Origin of the sequence: Enterococcus rivorum, assembly GCF_001742285.1 — a bacterium.
In the GTDB taxonomy this organism is placed as follows: Bacteria; Bacillota; Bacilli; order Lactobacillales; family Enterococcaceae; genus Enterococcus_L; species Enterococcus_L rivorum.
On record NZ_MIEK01000067.1, the window covers coordinates 35,614 to 51,531 of the forward strand.

Genomic DNA, 15,918 nt, shown 5'->3' on the forward strand with positions numbered 1-15,918 from the left:
ATGAAATGAATGAAAAAGAATTTTTAAATGAAGTCAAAGAGATCAGTTTATTGAACCAATCTTTGGCGCTACTAGAATGGGATAGTCAAACGGGGATGCCAGAAGCTAGTAGTGACTTCCGTGGAGATGTGGTAGGTCATTTAACCAAGTTATCATTTGAAAAAAGTGTTGGAAGTAAGATAAAAGAATCCGTTGACTATTTTACTGAACATTCTGAAGAGTTGTCTGAACTAGGTGCTCAGGTGTTTGAAAAAGTCAAAGAAGAGTATGAACAAAATTGTAGTATTGACCCTAAACGAATGCAAGAGTATAAAGCAACTTTAAGTACAGCTCATACTAGTTGGCTGAAGGCTAGAAAAGCCAATGATTTTTCTATTATGAAAGGTTCTCTTGAAGAAATTATCGCTTTCCTTAAAGAGTTCATTCCGCTATGGAAGAAAAATGAAAAAACAGATTATGATGTTTTACTTAATTTATATGAACCAGAGATGACGGTAGAAAAATTAGATCTTTTGTTTGAGCAAGTCAAAAATGGCATTATGGCTATTCGTAAAGAAATTCAAGAAAAAGGTCAAGTTCCTAGAACAGATTTTTTAACAAGAAAAGTTTCGAAAGAACAACAACGAAAGTTTGTTTTAGGAATAGCTACTGATCTAGGCTATGATTTTAAAAAGGGTCGTTTAGATGATACAGTCCATCCGTTTATGTTACCAATCAACCGTAAAGATGCGAGAATTACAACTTGTTGGGATGAAGATAACTTTAAAATCGCTACTTTTGGTGTTATCCATGAAGCGGGTCATGGAATTTATGAACAAAATATTGATCCTAAGTACGATTATACCCCTCTTGCTGCTGGAACTTCCATGGGGATTCATGAATCACAATCTTTATTCAACGAAATTATTATCGGTGGTAATAGAGAATTCTGGAAAAAACAGTTTCCTTTTTTCAAAGAATGTACAGAGGGAACGTTTGATGATATTGAGTTTGAGACGTTTTACGCTTCGTTAAAAGAGACGAAGGCGAGTCTGATTCGAATTCATGCAGATAATCTTACGTATCCGCTGCATATTATTATTCGTTATGAAATTGAAAAAATGATTTTTAATGATGGGGTTTCTGTTGAAGAATTACCTGCGATTTGGAATCAAAAGTATGAAGACTATTTAGGTATTCGACCTGAAGGCGATTTAGATGGCGTTCTACAAGATGTTCATTGGTCAGGTGGTAGCTTTGGCTATTTCCCATCGTATGCTTTAGGTTACATGTATGCCGCGCAATTGCGTGAAGCTATGGCTAAAGATCTTGATATTGAGAAAGTTCTTTCTTCAGAGGATTATACTCCAATTAGAGCATGGCTAACTAAAAATATTCATCAATATGGCGCCTCTCGAAAACCAGCCCGTCTAATTAAAGACGCAACTGGCGAAGACCTAAATCCTGAGTATTTAATTCAATATTTAAGAAAAATGTATTCTGATGTGTATGGTATTGCTTAATAGATAGATTGAGAAGAAGGTGGGGAGCAGAGATGTTGTCAATCAGTGATTATTTACAAGCAGGTGAAACAACTGTTTCCAATTTAGTGATTGAACAGTATCAAAAGCTAGGTTTGACGGATGAAGAATTTCTATTCTGGTTGCAATTATATCGTTCTCAAGCTAAAGGAGACTTATTTCCAGATCTTTCATTGATTAGTGATATTATGGGGAAAACGATTGAAACTAGCTATCGCTTATTAAATCAATTGATGTCTAAAGGATTTCTGAAAATTGAAACCAAACAAAATGATCACGGACAAATGATGGACACCTATGATTTATTACCGATTTTCCAGAAAATTGAACGCTTATTGGAAACGAAAGCACAAACAGAAACAAGTCTTTCAGAAGCTGAAACAATTAAACAGTTATATCAATCATTTGAAAAAGAATTTGGTCGTCAGCTTTCACCAATAGAATTAGAAATGATTGGACAGTGGCTAGAAACAGATCACTACAAACCAGAATTAATTCGTCTGGCGTTAAGAGAAGCGGTGTTGAACCAAGCCTATAGTTTAAAATATGTTGATCGCATTTTGTTGGCTTGGGAAAGAAAGAATTTTACAACCAAGGAGCAAGTCGCTGAAGACCAAAAACGGAGGAAGCAAGTAATGCTTCAAAAAGAAATCGAAGAACAGGGAGAAAAAAATAGTCCTGTTCCTAAAGTAACTCTTCACAATTGGTTAAACCCTGAAGATAGTGAGTAAAGGAGGTAGGTAAATGCTTTCTAAGGAAAAAACAATGGAAGCAATTGGTATCATGTATGACATGTTTCCTGATGCGGAATGCGAATTACGCCATCAAAATCCTTTCGAATTGTTGATTGCGGTTATTTTAAGTGCACAAGCAACGGATGTATCCGTGAACAAAGCTACACCAGCATTGTTCGAGGCCTACCCAACTCCAGAAGCATTGTCGCAAGCACCTATTGAAGAAATTATGACAAAAATTAAAACAATTGGGTTATATCGAAATAAAGCCAAAAATATCAAGGCTTGTGCAGAACAATTACTAGAACGTTTCAATGGAGAAGTACCTAAAACAAGAGAAGAACTGATTACATTACCTGGTGTTGGAAGGAAAACAGCCAATGTTGTTATGGGAGATGCCTTTGGTGTACCCGCAATTGCAGTAGACACTCATGTTGAGAGAGTTTCTAAGCGTTTAAGAATCTGTAAGTTGAATGCTAATGTGTCAGAAGTTGAAGAAACATTGATGCGTAAAATCCCTAAAGAATTGTGGGTAAAAACACATCATACTATGATCTTTTTTGGAAGATACCACTGTTTAGCAAGAAATCCTAAATGTGATATTTGCCCCTTACTTTATATGTGTCAAGAGGGAAAAACAATTATGAATTCAAAATAGTCGATATAAAAAAATGCCATCTCCTTACTAACAGCGTGTAAGGAAATGGTATTTTTCTATTTTATCCGATACCAATAACAAAATGTAGTAGTTTATCAGAGTAAGTTGGTTCTTCCAAATCAGTTTTAACTGTCTGATTTAACAATTTTAACTCATCGGTAATAATACCATCTACACCATAGAACATCATTCTTGTCATGGTATCTTCATCATTAGGTGTCCAAGCATAAACTTTTTTCTTATCGTTGTGAGCTGCATTAATAAAGTTACGATTTAATGTAGTGTATTCCATCGTAAAGAAATCCACATCAGAAATAGGAGGTCCAATGATGTTAAAGGGCAGAATATAGCCGACATAGAAATCAGGTTCTTTCTGCTTTAGTGTTGTTGCTGTGTCAAATGATAACGTGTGAATAATGTGTTTTTCCGTTAAAATGGTTTCTCGATATTTTTGAATAAAACGGTCAATCAATTCTTTACTATCTTGCGGTGTAGTTTTTATTTCAATTAGAAGTTTTTGATTCATTTTTTTAGCCTCAAGAAGGTAGTCATCAAAGGAGCATATTTTTGCTTCCAAGTGATTCTCTTTAACTGTCAGCTCTTCTAACTCGGCTAAGGTCAATTCATTAGGACGTTTATTTACACCTGTGAGATTCTTCAAGTTAAAGTCATGCATTACCACAAATTGTTTATCTTTTGTTTCTTGGATGTCCATTTCAATATAATCAGGAAACTCTTTGCTTGTTTTTTTTAAAGCATATAAGGTATTTTGAACACCGTTTTGAGCATCTACACCTCGATGGGAGATGGTTAAAGGTTTTGAGACAGAAGGGTTGCTTAAGTAGTTGGAATTATAGACACCTACACCTAAACCGAAAAAAACAGTAACAACAGCAAAACCAGTAATTTTTGGAACACTCCATGCTTTAGCATGGATTTCTTCATGTGACGCAAACCAGTCAGGAAGATTAGGTAAGAACCCTTCGTCATCCATGTAATCAACTGTAATATAAAAAATACCAACAGTAGATAAAACAGTATTTAGTAATAAAATAAATTGAAGAAAACTCATCGCAATAACCGCACTAAAAAAGGCATATTCTGGAAAAAAATGTTCAACCGCTGATTGCAAACCAAAGATAACAGAATAAGCAAGAGTAGACAGCAACAAAACGCCGCCACCAATGAAAATAAACTGACCTAAAATTTTAAAAAAATGTAGCTTGGTTCTTTCCCAACTAGCTTTTATCGCTTTTTGGAAAGGCATATCTCGCAAAATCATTTCAGGTAAACCAAATATTAATCGAATTGAAAGGTAAATCAGAATTAAATAACCGATTAAAACCGATGCAATGACGATAACACGATTAGCAAAAATAAAATCTAAAATGAAAGCAGGAATTTTTATTTTTGACAATAAATCAGAATTGAAACTTAATCCACTAAAAGGCAGAATTAGCAAAAAGTAGAAAAGAAAAAATAAAATAGTACTGAAGCGAATTTTTTTTAATTGAGCAAAACTTCCTTTAAGCAACTGTTTAAGGGTAATTTTTTTTCTCTTTTTAATAAAGAAAACACTTAGAAGTAAAAATGTGAATTCAAAATATGTAGCAATTAAAATTAATAGCAGAACTAGGAGTAGAGAGACTAGAACCATGGGGTGCTTTACTAAAATAATTGGAATAGTATCAGAGGACAAATAGTTAATATTTCCTCTTTTTAAAATGAACTTTGTTAAGCTTGCTAAAGAAGGTATCAAAACAAATAGCATAAATCCATGCATCAATAAAACATCTCTAAAATATGAAATAGAACCTTTAAGAAAATCAAATGTATTAACAAGACTGTTTTTTAAATAGCGCATTTTTTTCACCAACTTCACTGAGAATATGTTCAAAATAAAGAAGGTAGAACAACAAGCATCCTAGCCTTCAATTTAAGCATTTATCTGATTTTTAAGTATATCTTTTTAGAAACCAAGGAGTCCACTTAAGAAGCTACCGCCATAAATCAAAGCTAAACTATAAAGGAAGATAGAGGCTGGTTTAGCAAGAATAATGATTAGGGTGAATTTTTTTACCGACATTTTGGTTAGGCCAGCCATTAAGCATAGTGCATCATCTGGAGCAACTGGGAATAGAATAGCTAACGTAAACAAGCGTTCAAATCGTCTTTCATTATCCAACCAACCGATATACTTATTGTATGTTTTATCACTGATTAAACTCAAGATAAACGGTTTCCCGTAGTTTCTTCCCAGTAAGAAAATAATCACAGAACCAATGGCAATGCCAACATAATTATAAATAAAACCAGCAAAAGGTCCAAAAATTAGCACTCCAGCGGCACAACTTATTCCTCCTGGAATAATTGGAATCACAACTTGAATGATTTGAATCAAGATAAAAATCATTGGTCCCAGTATTACAGAATCACCAACTAGACCTCTAAGAGCGTTGATATCTTTGAAGACACCCAACTTTATAAAATAAATCGTGACTGCAATAGTAGCTAAAATACCCACGATTGATATAGCATTAATAATTTTTCTTGAAAGAGCGATACTCATTTAAATCATCTCCTTAGTTGACTAAGTCATATTCATTATAAAATGTATTGATTAATTCTACCACTAATTGTATAAAAAATGACGAACATTATTGTAAGTTTGTATCACTAAAATCATTATACAAATTTTTTGTTGAAATAACATCCTACTTTAGGCGGAATTCAAAAAAAGAGTGAAATGTGCTCTAAATTTTATAAGAAAGTCTAAAATGTTTACAATGAGTAATCACAGGTTTATAATAAAGCTAAGATTTAGGTGCACCTAAAAATTTAATTGAATAGAGATGAGTATAGGCAATGAGCAAGAAAGAAAGCGAAACTAAAAAAATATTGAATTATGCAAATGGTCCAAGTTTGGAAGAAATAAATGGAACGGTAGAAGTTCCAGAAAATGCCAGTTTTTTAAGAACCTTATTTGCCTATAGTGGACCTGGGGCATTGGTTGCCGTAGGATATATGGATCCAGGGAATTGGATTACATCTATTGCTGGAGGGGCAGAATATAAATATGCGCTACTGAGTGTGATTTTGCTATCAAGTTTAATTGCGATGATGTTACAAAGTATGGCAGCAAAACTTGGGATTGTGACAGGTCATGATTTAGCACAGGCTACTCGCGCACATACAAGTAAACGAGTGGGAGTTATTCTATGGATAATAACAGAATTAGCAATTATGGCGACAGATATTGCAGAGGTTATCGGTGGTGCTGTGGCTCTTCAATTACTTTTTGGTTTTCCATTACTTTTAGGGGTGTTAATAACGACTTTTGATGTACTGTTGCTGTTACTACTCACTAAGTTGGGATTTCGTAAAATCGAAGCAATTGTTGTTTGTTTGATTGTAGTTATTTTCTCTGTCTTTGCTTATGAAGTAGCTTTAGCTGATCCGAATATTGGAGAGATTCTAAGAGGTTTCATTCCAGAAACTAGAATTGCAACAGATAAATCAATGTTGCTTTTAGCCTTAGGGATTGTTGGGGCAACTGTTATGCCTCATAATTTATATCTACATTCCTCAATTGCCCAATCAAGAAAATTGGATCGAAATGATGATGTTGCAAAAGCAAAAGCCATCCGTTTCACAGTTTGGGATTCGAATATCCAGTTAAGTGTTGCTTTTATGGTCAATTGTTTGCTCTTGATTTTAGGGGGAGCGTTATTCTATGGAACCAATAGTGATTTAGGCAAGTTTGTTGACCTTTTTGATGCGTTAAAAAATCCAGATATTGTAGGAAGCATAGCAAGTCCGACGTTGAGTATTCTTTTTGCGATTGCTCTTTTAGCTTCTGGTCAAAATTCAACAATTACCGGAACATTATCTGGACAAATTGTGATGGAAGGTTTTATTCATCTAAGAATGCCTTTATGGATGCGAAGAGTAGTAACACGATTGATTGCAATTGTTCCAGTGATAATTTGTGTCATTTTATATGGTGGGCAAGAATCTGCTGTGGAAGATTTATTGTTGTACACACAAGTATTCTTAAGTGTTGCTTTGCCAGTATCAATCATTCCTTTAACAATATATACAAGTGATAAAAAATTAATGGGTCGTTTTGCCAATCCTGAGTGGATGAAAATACTTGCCTGGATTATTGCCATTGTGTTGACAGCTTTAAACTTATTCTTAATTTACGGTACTCTATCAGGAATTAATAAGTAAAGTATAGTAGAAATCGTTGGAAGACTTTAAGATTTCTATCAGAAGTGGTAGAATAGTGAAGACTAAAAAATGAAATGAGGACACTTAATTGACTGAGTATTTAAATGTTGGGAAAATTGTGAACACTCAAGGACTAAAAGGGGAAGTTCGTGTGATTTCTCAAACTGATTTTCCAGAATTACGTTATAAAAAAGGATCTGTTTTAACTCTTTTTCAAGAAAAAAAAGAACCGATAGAGTTAGTGATTAAATCCCATCGAAAGCATAAAAATTTTGATATTGTTTCATTTGAAGATCATTTTTCAATTAATGATATTGAAAAGTACCGTGATGGAATTTTAAAAGTAGCGAAAGACGATTTAACGGAATTATCTAAGGATGAGTTTTATTACCATGAAATTATTGGCCTAACTGTTATTGATGAAACTGGTGTTGAAGTTGGTAAAATTAAAGAAATTCTTTCACCAGGTGCCAATGATGTTTGGGTTATTCAACGAGCAAAGAAGAAAGATTTATTACTTCCTTATATTGAGTCTGTGGTCAAGAAGGTTGATTTAGAAACTGGTCTTGTAGAAGTAGAAATTCCAGAAGGATTGATTGATGATGAAAATTGATGTTTTGACTCTTTTTCCAAGAATGTTTGAAGGACCGCTAGGGGAATCGATTATTGGAAAAGCAGTTGACCGAAATCTTCTTGAAATCAACGTATCTAATTTTAGAGACCATTCCGATAATAAACACCAAACGGTAGACGATTATCCCTATGGTGGTGGTGCAGGAATGTTGTTAAAAGTCCAACCAATATTTGATAACTTAGAAAAAATTCGAGAGCAAAACCCTGAAACAAAGAAAAGAATTATTCTTTTAGACCCAGCAGGGAAACCCTTTAATCAAACGATGGCAGAAGAATTTTCACAGGAAGAACATTTAGTTTTTATTTGTGGGCATTATGAAGGCTATGATGAGCGGATACGTTCGTTAGTGACAGATGAGGTCTCATTAGGTGATTACGTCTTAACAGGCGGTGAACTAGGAGCGATGGTGATGATTGATGCCACGGTTCGGCTATTACCTGATGTTTTGGGGAATAATACATCTGCTGAAACAGACTCTCATTCTACTGGATTATTGGAGCAACCACAGTACACTCGTCCAGCTGTATTCAATGATATGGCAGTGCCAGAAGTATTAACGAATGGAAATCATAAACTGATTGCTGAATGGCAGTTGAAAGAATCAATCCGCAGAACCTATTTAAGAAGGCCAGACATGTTAGAGAAATTAGAGATGACGGCAGAAATGGAAAGGTTTTTGCAAGAAGTAATTGAAGAAGAAACAGCGGATTAATTTTCGCTTTTCTGCAACAGAATTCCCTTTACACTAAGCGTCAGCTGTGTTAAACTGTTTTGGTGAGTGCAAAAGCGCTCATCTATTACGATATTCCGCTGTGGCAATGACCATAAGAATGTTTGGAATGAGGAGAATGATAAAATGAATCCATTAATTCAAGAGTTAACACAAGAACAACTACGTACGGATATTCCTGCGTTTCGTCCTGGAGACACTGTTCGCGTACATGCGAAAGTAGTCGAAGGAACACGCGAACGTATCCAGTTATTTGAAGGTGTTGTAATCAAACGCCGTGGCGCTGGAATCAGCGAAACTTATACAGTACGTAAAATTTCTAACGGTGTAGGTGTGGAACGTACATTCCCATTACACACACCACGTGTTGCCCAAATTGAAGTAGTACGCTATGGTAAAGTTCGTCGTGCGAAACTTTATTACCTACGTGCATTACACGGAAAAGCAGCTCGTATCAAAGAAATTCGCAGATAAGTATTTTATACTTTCATGTAGTTTCACGAACCCTTGTATATCAAGGGTTTTTTTGTTTTTAAGGGAGATGGGACAGATAGAGTTTCGTCTGAAATTACAATTTTTGAGGTCAAAACAAGGTCAAAAATGGTTTTGAAAAGTGCTACGTAGTGTATCAATCAAACTGTTCTGTATTTCATAAAAGATGGTTTGACTAGGTTTGACTAGGTTTAATTTGGAAGTTAGATAATAGTATCAAATAAGAAATACACAGTAATAGGGATTGTTTATTTGGAAATGATTAATTACACTATAGATAGATTAATCCAATATAATAGTCATAAGGATTTTTTATTGTTTAAAAGGAGCGTATACTTGTGTATAATGTATTATAAAGGTTTGATTGATATGATAAGCCTTTCCAAAATGAGGTGATAGAATGATTAAGTATTTTGAGGTACAAGGATTTAAAAGTTTTTCAAAAAAAATCTCGATAGATTTTTCTGATGTTGGAGATTACCAGTTTAACCAAAAACAATGTATAAAAGAGAATATGTTAAATAAGATAATAGTTTATGGAAAAAATGCGGTAGGGAAATCGAACCTAGGTTTGGCAATATTTGATATTACTGCTCATTTAGTAGATAAAAACATTGGAAAAGATTTGTATGACTATTATTTGAATGCAGACTCTTATACAGAATATGCAACATTTAGATATAATTTTATTTTTGATAATGATGAACTTGAATATGTTTACCGTAAAGACAATGTAGATAATTTATTATTTGAAAAGGTATCAATTAATGGGGATTTACTATTTTCGTATGATTTTTCTAACATGCAAGGAGATTTTACGGAAATTTCTAAGCAGTTTCCCAGTTTAAATTTTGAATTTAATCGTGCGGATATATCAATACTAAGATATATTGTTAATAATTCAATTATCCACAAAGATCATATTTTAAAACGAACTGTGGATTTTGTTTCAAACATGTTATGGGTTCGTAGCTTAGACCAATTGAGATTTGTGGGGCATAAGACAAGCGCAAAAGATTATAGAACATTTATTTTTGAAGATAATAATCTTGAAGAATTCAAAAAATTATTAACAGTGGCAGGAATTAATGAAAATATTATTATTAGAACTGACCCAACCGGAGAACTTGGATTGTATTTTGAAAAAAATGAACTACTTCCTTTTTTTAAAGTTGCTTCTAATGGAACAAAAGCTCTCTATTCAATTTTTTATTGGTTAAAAACGAGTAGGGATATTTCTTTTTTTTGTATAGATGAATTTGATGCATACTATCATTTTGAATTGTCTGAAACACTAGTACGCCTGCTTGAGAGAGAATACAGTTTTCAAATGATTTTGACAACACATAATACAAACTTGTTATCAAATAGTATTATGCGACCAGATTGTTATTTTATATTGACTCCTACGTCACTAACTCCATTTTTTAAAGCAACAAATAGAGAATTAAAAGAGGGGCATAATTTGGAGAAACTTTATATGAGTGGTGAGTTTGGTGGCTAAAACAAAAATTCTTGTTGTAGTAGAAGGACAGAAAGCGGAACCGACTATTTTAGAACATTTACTTAATTTATATGGTATTGATTGCTATGATATAATTTCTTACAATGCTAATATTTATGATTTATATTATGAAATAGACTCTATTTCATATATGGATTTTGAAGATATTGATATAGTTCAAATTTTAAAATCAAGAGAGAAAGATAGCTATAAAAGACAAAAACTAGAATATAACTTTAGTGACATTATTTTGATATTTGATTTTGATCCACAAGATAACAAGTTTGATTATAATAAAATTCATAAGTTACAAAAATATTTTGTTGAATCAACTGATATGGGAAAATTGTATATAAATTTTCCAATGGTAGAATCTTTTTTTCATATGAGTAGTATTCCTGATAGTAATTATTTGAATAGAAAAGTTAGTGCTGAAATTATTAAAGCCAAAAAATATAAAGAAGTTGTTGATAGAGAATCGAAAAGTAAGAACTGTAAACATTATGTTTCAGATGTCACTTTATCAAATAAAGTAATAGAAGCTAATATAGAAAAAGCAATATTTATTCAAAATGATTTGAAAAAAGCTGATATTTTACCAAAAAATCTCAATCTATGTTTATTACTTGAAAAACAAAATTGTTTTTTGAGTAATAAAAATTTTGTTTATGTACTATGTACAATGCTTTTTTTTATATTAGATTATAATTCAGAATATGTATATAAAGCAAAAAGAGACTAGTTTTGTCTGCTGGTCTTTTTTATAAAATTTAATATGGTAAATTTCAATAATTTAGAGAAAGGTAAATAATCAATTCTCTCTCAAAACAATAGTAGTTTCAACTTCTACAATATCATCACTATATATCAATTTCTGTATTTCTAATTCTAAACTTTGAGCGAATTCTTTATGTCCTGTTTTTTCAAGTAATAGGATGTATTCATAAACTTTATTTAGGTATTTTAGTTTTTGAGTTTGGAAATGTAAAATAAGATTTTCGTAATAGTAAATAGTGAAGTGAAAAAAGTAATTTGTAGGATCAATGGCTAAATTTTTTGCAAACTGAATATATTGTTTTGCTTCTGCGAATTTACGATTATTAATCAATCCACTGATAAAATTAATGATAAGACGAGAAGCAACTAGAAGGGTCTTATCATTTCCCATATCTCGATCTTCTAAAGGGAACAGCTTATTAATTAGCTTAGTTCCTTTTTTTGTATCCATTAATATAATTGTGTTTGCCACTAATCTGTAGTCGTAGTAAGTGAAATAGTTTGTATTGAACACTGTACGGTAGATTATATGTAAGTCTAATTTTGAAATTTCTTCAATTTCAGGAAATTTAGATGTGAAAACTGCTTTTATGTCATAGTACAAGGCAAGTTCACCAGTAGATTTAAAATTGATTGATTTAAGATATTGGTAATTATCTATTAGCTGTTTAAAATCATTGTCGGTGGCTATGTTTAGCTTTGTACATAGTACAAAATTTTTATCTATTAGTTTTAACTTAGAATAATCACAGTAAGAAAGCAATTCTTCAATGGGCATATCTAATTTGTTGCTGATCTCAATGAGTTCAGTCAAATTCAATTTTCGTTGCTCGGTTTCAATTCTATTATAGGTTTGGTAATCTCTTTTGGATTGCAGCATTTCTTTTTGCTTAATATTTTTTTGTTTTCTAAGGTAACGGATAGCTTGTATAATATTCATTTTAAAAATAGACAAAAGGAGTTGATGGAATAATTACAAGTATGAACAATTTCGAATAATAACTTCTGTTGTATTTGGATATAAGGAACTTAAATGAAGTGAACTTTTAGATGAAGAATATTTTTGTAGATGAATTAGAAAATAAATGTGAAATAAAAAAAATATGTGATAAAATAGAAAAAGGAGGTATCCTAGTATGTCAAAAATTCAAAAATATTTATTAGTTGTTCAATCTATTGTTAAAAAGTACGGTAGCAAGTTCGTATTTTCTCTAGGGTTAGGTGGGCTGTTTTCACTGTATATTATTGAATTTTTTAGGATGAAAGTTATACCTAAGCTAGAAAATCTGAAAGAAATACATGAGGTTTTAGGTGAAAATAATATTTCTAGTATAACAAGTTTAGAAATAATAATTCTTGTTGTATGCATTGTATCTTTAATTTCAGCTCCCTTATTAAGCAAAAATGATTCAAAAAGAAGCTATGAAGTAGTTGCGTTTATTGTTTTGCTTTTTTTTGAGCTAATTGCTATTCTTTCTGTTCTTGTTTCTAAGGAAATAAATAATTTGTTTATAGTTGGAACAACTATTTTATCAATTTATTTTGTGTGGTTAATGATTGATATTTTAAAAATTACGTATGCTTGGACAAAGATTGATAAAACCGCTGAGAAACAGATCGATGTAACAAAATTAACTTTAATTTGGGCAATTATTGTATTTTTATTAGGGATGTTTAGATAATGGAGGTGTATTTTTGGAAGAAAATAAGTTTTATTTGATAATTGAAGGAATAATATGTCTGGTTACTGCATACTTTATTTGGAAGTTAGAACAATATAATCAATTGTTGCATGAAATACAGGTGAGATATCCAAATATGATACAACAGACAATGGAAATTGCAGGGGAACCTAATTATTTTAAGTATCTACTAGGTGGAGCTTTCTTTATTGGTTTACTTATTGTATATACAATATTTGTTTTCAAATCTAGGATAGGCATGTATGGGATTGTTATAGCAAGTGTTAATTTTTTTCTATTGATTACATTACTAATTGTTTTTTGGAATCCTGTTTTAGCTACATTTGCTACCCTTTTATTAGGAGGCGGACTTTTTGTACTTGCGAATAGTTAAAAAAACAGCTTTGAATAAGGCTGTTTTTTATTTTGTGAGGGTTATTGAAAAAGTTTAGGGGAATTTGATTAAGTCGAATGGAAAGGAGAGACAAAATTGTTTGGATACTATTATTTCTATCAAAGAGAGCTAGGGCGTATGCGTGAATTTGATAAAGTGCAAAGAAAAATGTCGTCAGAATTAGCTAATAAGAATTTTGTAAGTATTAGAAAACAACAACACACTAGCTGGAAAAACAAGAGGTATAGAAAATGACAAAAAATTATTTCTCTATAAAAGAAGTTTGTGGCTTAATTTCTGTTGAAATGAAAGAGCGAACATTAAGGAGTTGGATTACTAAAATTGAAGAACGAACGGCTTTTCGTTTTACTAGGAAAATAAATATGGCTAATCCTCATTATGTGTATGGAAAGCCATTACAACAATTACTACTAGATGAAGATGAAATTAGGTTACTAAAGAAGCTGTATGAAGAACGTCAAGATGGGGCGAGTTTATTGGAGACAATCGACCGCCTTTTTTTGTTGTCAAAAGATTATACAAAGCTTTATCCAGAGTGTCAAAGAGGATAACACGAGTGTGTCGGAAGCGAAATGCACGTGTGTTTTGTGGTTTGCGTAAGCAAAACCACTGAAAAACGCGCGTGTATTTTGCTTAGCAAGATACACGAAGTGAATGTTGGGGCTCACGCCCCAACATTTCCCAGCACCCCGGTTGGTAATACGGGGTGCAGAAAAGGCAAAAAAGAAAACAAAGTAGCTTCAAAACCTTTTGATGCTAAGCGTTTAAGCGACTATTAAAGAGTAGACAAAATAGTTAAAAATTGTCTACTCTAGGGGGAAATGATGGACGGACAAGAGTTGAGACGAATTAGAAAGAAACTTGATTATAATTTGCGGGATTTTGCTGAAAAGGTCGGTATTTCAAGAGCCCAATTATCGAAATACGAACGAGAAGTTACCGGATTGTCAGAAGAAAGAGTAAATCAAATCAAACAAAAAATTGGTTTGGCTTTGGTGTCAGAGTGTGAGTTACATGTTCATTTTGATTATTTATAATTTACTTTCTTTGATAGCACGATTCAAACAGTGATCGAAACAATAATAGGTATACCGATGAAATATTTTATTGTTGAAGAAACAAACAACACAATTACCAACTGAAATACAGTTGTGGCAACCTAGTTGTATTTGCTCGGATAAAGGATGATTCACAAGGGATTTTGATGGATTTAACTGGTCAAGGAGTTATGAGTTAGAACAGTTTTTAGAAAGTAAAGAGTTGAACTTAAAGGATTGGTTAGCGAAAGTTCTTGACCCTAGTTGGTATTTATCAAAAGGGGACTACTCTAGACTACATTCAACAAGATTAGATATTGCAATAGATGAAATTTATGACCCAATGAATGGGAATTTTGATTTGTATGAGCTAAAAAAACGTAGAGATCAAGACTTAATCAAAACAGATTTTCAAGTATACAGAGAACAAGAAAAAAAGTTTAGAGAAGATCATGGAGGATTAACGTTGTATTATGCTTCTCGTGGCGGTGAAGGGATGTTTGTGAGATTTTATATCTATTGAAGTCATAAAGCAATTGGAGTTGTTGGTAACGTATCTGGAAAATCTTAGAAAAAATATTGTTTTTTTGGAAGAAGACCTCTTTCTATTTGTGTATCTAAAAAATGGTTTTTGCGGATACCCATTGACTAAAGAATATGTAAATAATAAAATTAAAAAGTATACAAGAAAAGCTGGTATAGAAAAAAATATGTCTTCTCATAAATTTAGGCATACACATGTTAGTTTAATGGCAGAAGCAGGGGTTAGCTTGCCAGTTATTCAAAAGAGAGTAGGACATTCAGATAGAATTTTGACAGAAGAAATTTATTTACATATAACTTCTGATATGAATATAGACTCTGTCTTTTTATTGGACGAATTGCTAAAAAATAAATCTTGGTCAAATGAAGGTCATAAATAGAACTAACACCCTAAAAGCTTGTATTTAAAAGGTTTTAGGATGTTAGTTTTCGTATCAAAGAAATTCGTCGTTAATATTTCGTTATATGATGAAAGAGAAACCCTTGTTAATTCAAGGGTTTTTTGTTTTATTTAGTTATTTATATAGAGGTGAAAGTAGCAATCCTATTGTGAGAGATTGCTGCTTTTTGAGTATTCTTATGTAAATTGTGAATAGTTATGGCTCTTGATGCTATAGGGGGCACGTAGGGGGTAAATGTTTACAATAACTCAATATCGTTTTTAAGTTTTTCTTTCACGCCTTTTGTAACATGGAGATAAATGGATTCAGTGATTTGACTATTTTCATGACTAACTCTGTCTTGTATATAAATTAAACGATTCTTATAGTATCTTCTTCAGGGAAAAAATTTATATTTTTAGAATATGAAACAGCGTTAGCGTACTCTTAAGTAGTTGTATCCTTAAAATCTAAATTGTGATTTGATAGAGTCACCTATTCATACATAAATTTGCTTTCATGAACGAAGTGCGGAATAAAGATAGTCAGCTGTATTATATTAAGCTGTTTTTCTGTCTT

17 protein-coding genes and 1 pseudogene are annotated in these 15,918 nt (G+C 32.2%); 15 read left to right on the forward strand and 3 right to left on the reverse strand.

What is annotated here, in order from left to right; translation table 11 throughout:
- Positions 1-5 precede the first annotated feature (5 nt).
- From BCR26_RS16090 to nth, 3 genes are read left to right on the forward strand one after another with little or no spacing between them, the layout of a single operon-like run.
- Positions 6-1,502 carry a carboxypeptidase M32 gene (locus tag BCR26_RS16090; RefSeq protein ID WP_069699972.1) on the forward strand — a complete coding sequence of 499 codons (1,497 nt, stop codon included), beginning with the start codon at positions 6-8 and terminating at the stop codon, positions 1,500-1,502.
- A 32-nt stretch (positions 1,503-1,534) separates the two neighbouring features.
- The gene (locus BCR26_RS16095; protein WP_069699973.1) at positions 1,535-2,251 is read left to right on the forward strand and encodes a DnaD domain protein; all 717 of its coding nucleotides are present in this window, start codon (positions 1,535-1,537) and stop codon (positions 2,249-2,251) included.
- 13 nt (positions 2,252-2,264) lie between these two features.
- Positions 2,265-2,912 carry an endonuclease III gene (gene nth, locus BCR26_RS16100; protein ID WP_069699974.1) on the forward strand — a complete coding sequence of 216 codons (648 nt, stop codon included), beginning with the start codon at positions 2,265-2,267 and terminating at the stop codon, positions 2,910-2,912.
- Between the two features lie 61 nt (positions 2,913-2,973).
- Here the strand turns inward: nth and BCR26_RS16105 are convergent, their stop codons facing one another.
- On the reverse strand, positions 2,974-4,776 hold the full coding sequence (locus BCR26_RS16105) for a glycerophosphoryl diester phosphodiesterase membrane domain-containing protein (protein WP_069699975.1): 1,803 nt from the start codon (positions 4,774-4,776) through the stop codon (positions 2,974-2,976).
- Between the two features lie 105 nt (positions 4,777-4,881).
- Positions 4,882-5,271: pseudogene (locus BCR26_RS16110) on the reverse strand (TVP38/TMEM64 family protein); the annotation flags it as partial.
- Positions 5,272-5,777: 506 nt separating this feature from the next.
- Here BCR26_RS16110 and BCR26_RS16115 point away from each other — a divergent pair.
- From BCR26_RS16115 to BCR26_RS16140, 6 genes are all read left to right on the forward strand, one after another.
- Complete coding sequence (locus BCR26_RS16115; RefSeq protein WP_069699977.1) at positions 5,778-7,145, forward strand: Nramp family divalent metal transporter; 1,368 nt, start codon at positions 5,778-5,780, stop codon at positions 7,143-7,145.
- Between the two features lie 88 nt (positions 7,146-7,233).
- Entirely contained in the window at positions 7,234-7,758 is a 525-nt protein-coding gene (gene rimM / locus BCR26_RS16120; protein WP_069699978.1) for a ribosome maturation factor RimM, read from the forward strand.
- Positions 7,748-8,491, forward strand: a complete 744-nt coding sequence (trmD, locus tag BCR26_RS16125; protein ID WP_139124984.1) for a tRNA (guanosine(37)-N1)-methyltransferase TrmD — start codon at positions 7,748-7,750, stop codon at positions 8,489-8,491. The genes rimM and trmD overlap by 11 nt, the downstream gene beginning before the upstream one ends.
- 144 nt (positions 8,492-8,635) lie before the next feature.
- Positions 8,636-8,983: a 50S ribosomal protein L19 gene (gene rplS, locus BCR26_RS16130; protein WP_069699980.1), complete on the forward strand. Its 348-nt coding sequence runs from the start codon at positions 8,636-8,638 to the stop codon at positions 8,981-8,983.
- Between the two features lie 418 nt (positions 8,984-9,401).
- Positions 9,402-10,505: an AAA family ATPase gene (locus tag BCR26_RS16135; RefSeq protein ID WP_069699981.1), complete on the forward strand. Its 1,104-nt coding sequence runs from the start codon at positions 9,402-9,404 to the stop codon at positions 10,503-10,505.
- Positions 10,498-11,247, forward strand: coding sequence for a hypothetical protein (locus BCR26_RS16140; RefSeq protein WP_139124978.1), 750 nt, complete (start codon positions 10,498-10,500; stop codon positions 11,245-11,247). Before BCR26_RS16135 ends, BCR26_RS16140 begins: the two co-directional genes overlap by 8 nt.
- A gap of 69 nt (positions 11,248-11,316) precedes the next feature.
- Here the strand turns inward: BCR26_RS16140 and BCR26_RS16145 are convergent, their stop codons facing one another.
- Entirely contained in the window at positions 11,317-12,237 is a 921-nt protein-coding gene (locus BCR26_RS16145) for a helix-turn-helix domain-containing protein (RefSeq protein WP_211272316.1), read from the reverse strand.
- A gap of 181 nt (positions 12,238-12,418) precedes the next feature.
- Between BCR26_RS16145 and BCR26_RS16150 the strand changes: the two genes are divergently transcribed.
- The 6 genes from BCR26_RS16150 (at position 12,419) to BCR26_RS16175 (ending at position 15,339) form a co-directional block, all read left to right on the forward strand.
- Positions 12,419-12,964, forward strand: coding sequence for a hypothetical protein (locus BCR26_RS16150; RefSeq protein WP_069699984.1), 546 nt, complete (start codon positions 12,419-12,421; stop codon positions 12,962-12,964).
- Between the two features lie 13 nt (positions 12,965-12,977).
- Positions 12,978-13,358 carry a hypothetical protein gene (locus BCR26_RS16155; RefSeq protein WP_069699985.1) on the forward strand — a complete coding sequence of 127 codons (381 nt, stop codon included), beginning with the start codon at positions 12,978-12,980 and terminating at the stop codon, positions 13,356-13,358.
- 251 nt (positions 13,359-13,609) lie between these two features.
- Positions 13,610-13,930 (forward strand): hypothetical protein, encoded by a 321-nt coding sequence (locus BCR26_RS16160; protein WP_069699986.1) that lies wholly within the window; start codon positions 13,610-13,612, stop codon positions 13,928-13,930.
- A 270-nt stretch (positions 13,931-14,200) separates the two neighbouring features.
- Positions 14,201-14,416 (forward strand): helix-turn-helix domain-containing protein, encoded by a 216-nt coding sequence (locus BCR26_RS16165; RefSeq protein WP_084387173.1) that lies wholly within the window; start codon positions 14,201-14,203, stop codon positions 14,414-14,416.
- 223 nt (positions 14,417-14,639) lie between these two features.
- On the forward strand, positions 14,640-14,939 hold the full coding sequence (locus BCR26_RS16170) for a replication initiation factor domain-containing protein (protein WP_069699988.1): 300 nt from the start codon (positions 14,640-14,642) through the stop codon (positions 14,937-14,939).
- 22 nt (positions 14,940-14,961) lie between these two features.
- Positions 14,962-15,339, forward strand: coding sequence for a tyrosine-type recombinase/integrase (locus BCR26_RS16175; RefSeq protein WP_275950755.1), 378 nt, complete (start codon positions 14,962-14,964; stop codon positions 15,337-15,339).
- The last annotated feature ends 579 nt before the right edge of the window (positions 15,340-15,918 follow it).

Excerpts from the sequence above, each read along its gene's own strand:
- BCR26_RS16090 (WP_069699972.1), top strand. The coding sequence starts at position 6 with ATGAATGAAAAAGAATTTTTAAATGAAGTCAAAGAGATCAGTTTATTG.
- BCR26_RS16095 (WP_069699973.1), top strand. The coding sequence starts at position 1,535 with ATGTTGTCAATCAGTGATTATTTACAAGCAGGTGAAACAACTGTTTCC.
- nth (WP_069699974.1), top strand. The coding sequence starts at position 2,265 with ATGCTTTCTAAGGAAAAAACAATGGAAGCAATTGGTATCATGTATGAC.
- BCR26_RS16105 (WP_069699975.1), bottom strand. The coding sequence starts at position 4,776 with ATGCGCTATTTAAAAAACAGTCTTGTTAATACATTTGATTTTCTTAAA.
- BCR26_RS16115 (WP_069699977.1), top strand. The coding sequence starts at position 5,778 with ATGAGCAAGAAAGAAAGCGAAACTAAAAAAATATTGAATTATGCAAAT.
- trmD (WP_139124984.1), top strand. The coding sequence starts at position 7,748 with ATGAAAATTGATGTTTTGACTCTTTTTCCAAGAATGTTTGAAGGACCG.
- rplS (WP_069699980.1), top strand. The coding sequence starts at position 8,636 with ATGAATCCATTAATTCAAGAGTTAACACAAGAACAACTACGTACGGAT.
- BCR26_RS16135 (WP_069699981.1), top strand. The coding sequence starts at position 9,402 with ATGATTAAGTATTTTGAGGTACAAGGATTTAAAAGTTTTTCAAAAAAA.
- BCR26_RS16150 (WP_069699984.1), top strand. The coding sequence starts at position 12,419 with ATGTCAAAAATTCAAAAATATTTATTAGTTGTTCAATCTATTGTTAAA.
- BCR26_RS16160 (WP_069699986.1), top strand. The coding sequence starts at position 13,610 with ATGACAAAAAATTATTTCTCTATAAAAGAAGTTTGTGGCTTAATTTCT.
- BCR26_RS16165 (WP_084387173.1), top strand. The coding sequence starts at position 14,201 with ATGATGGACGGACAAGAGTTGAGACGAATTAGAAAGAAACTTGATTAT.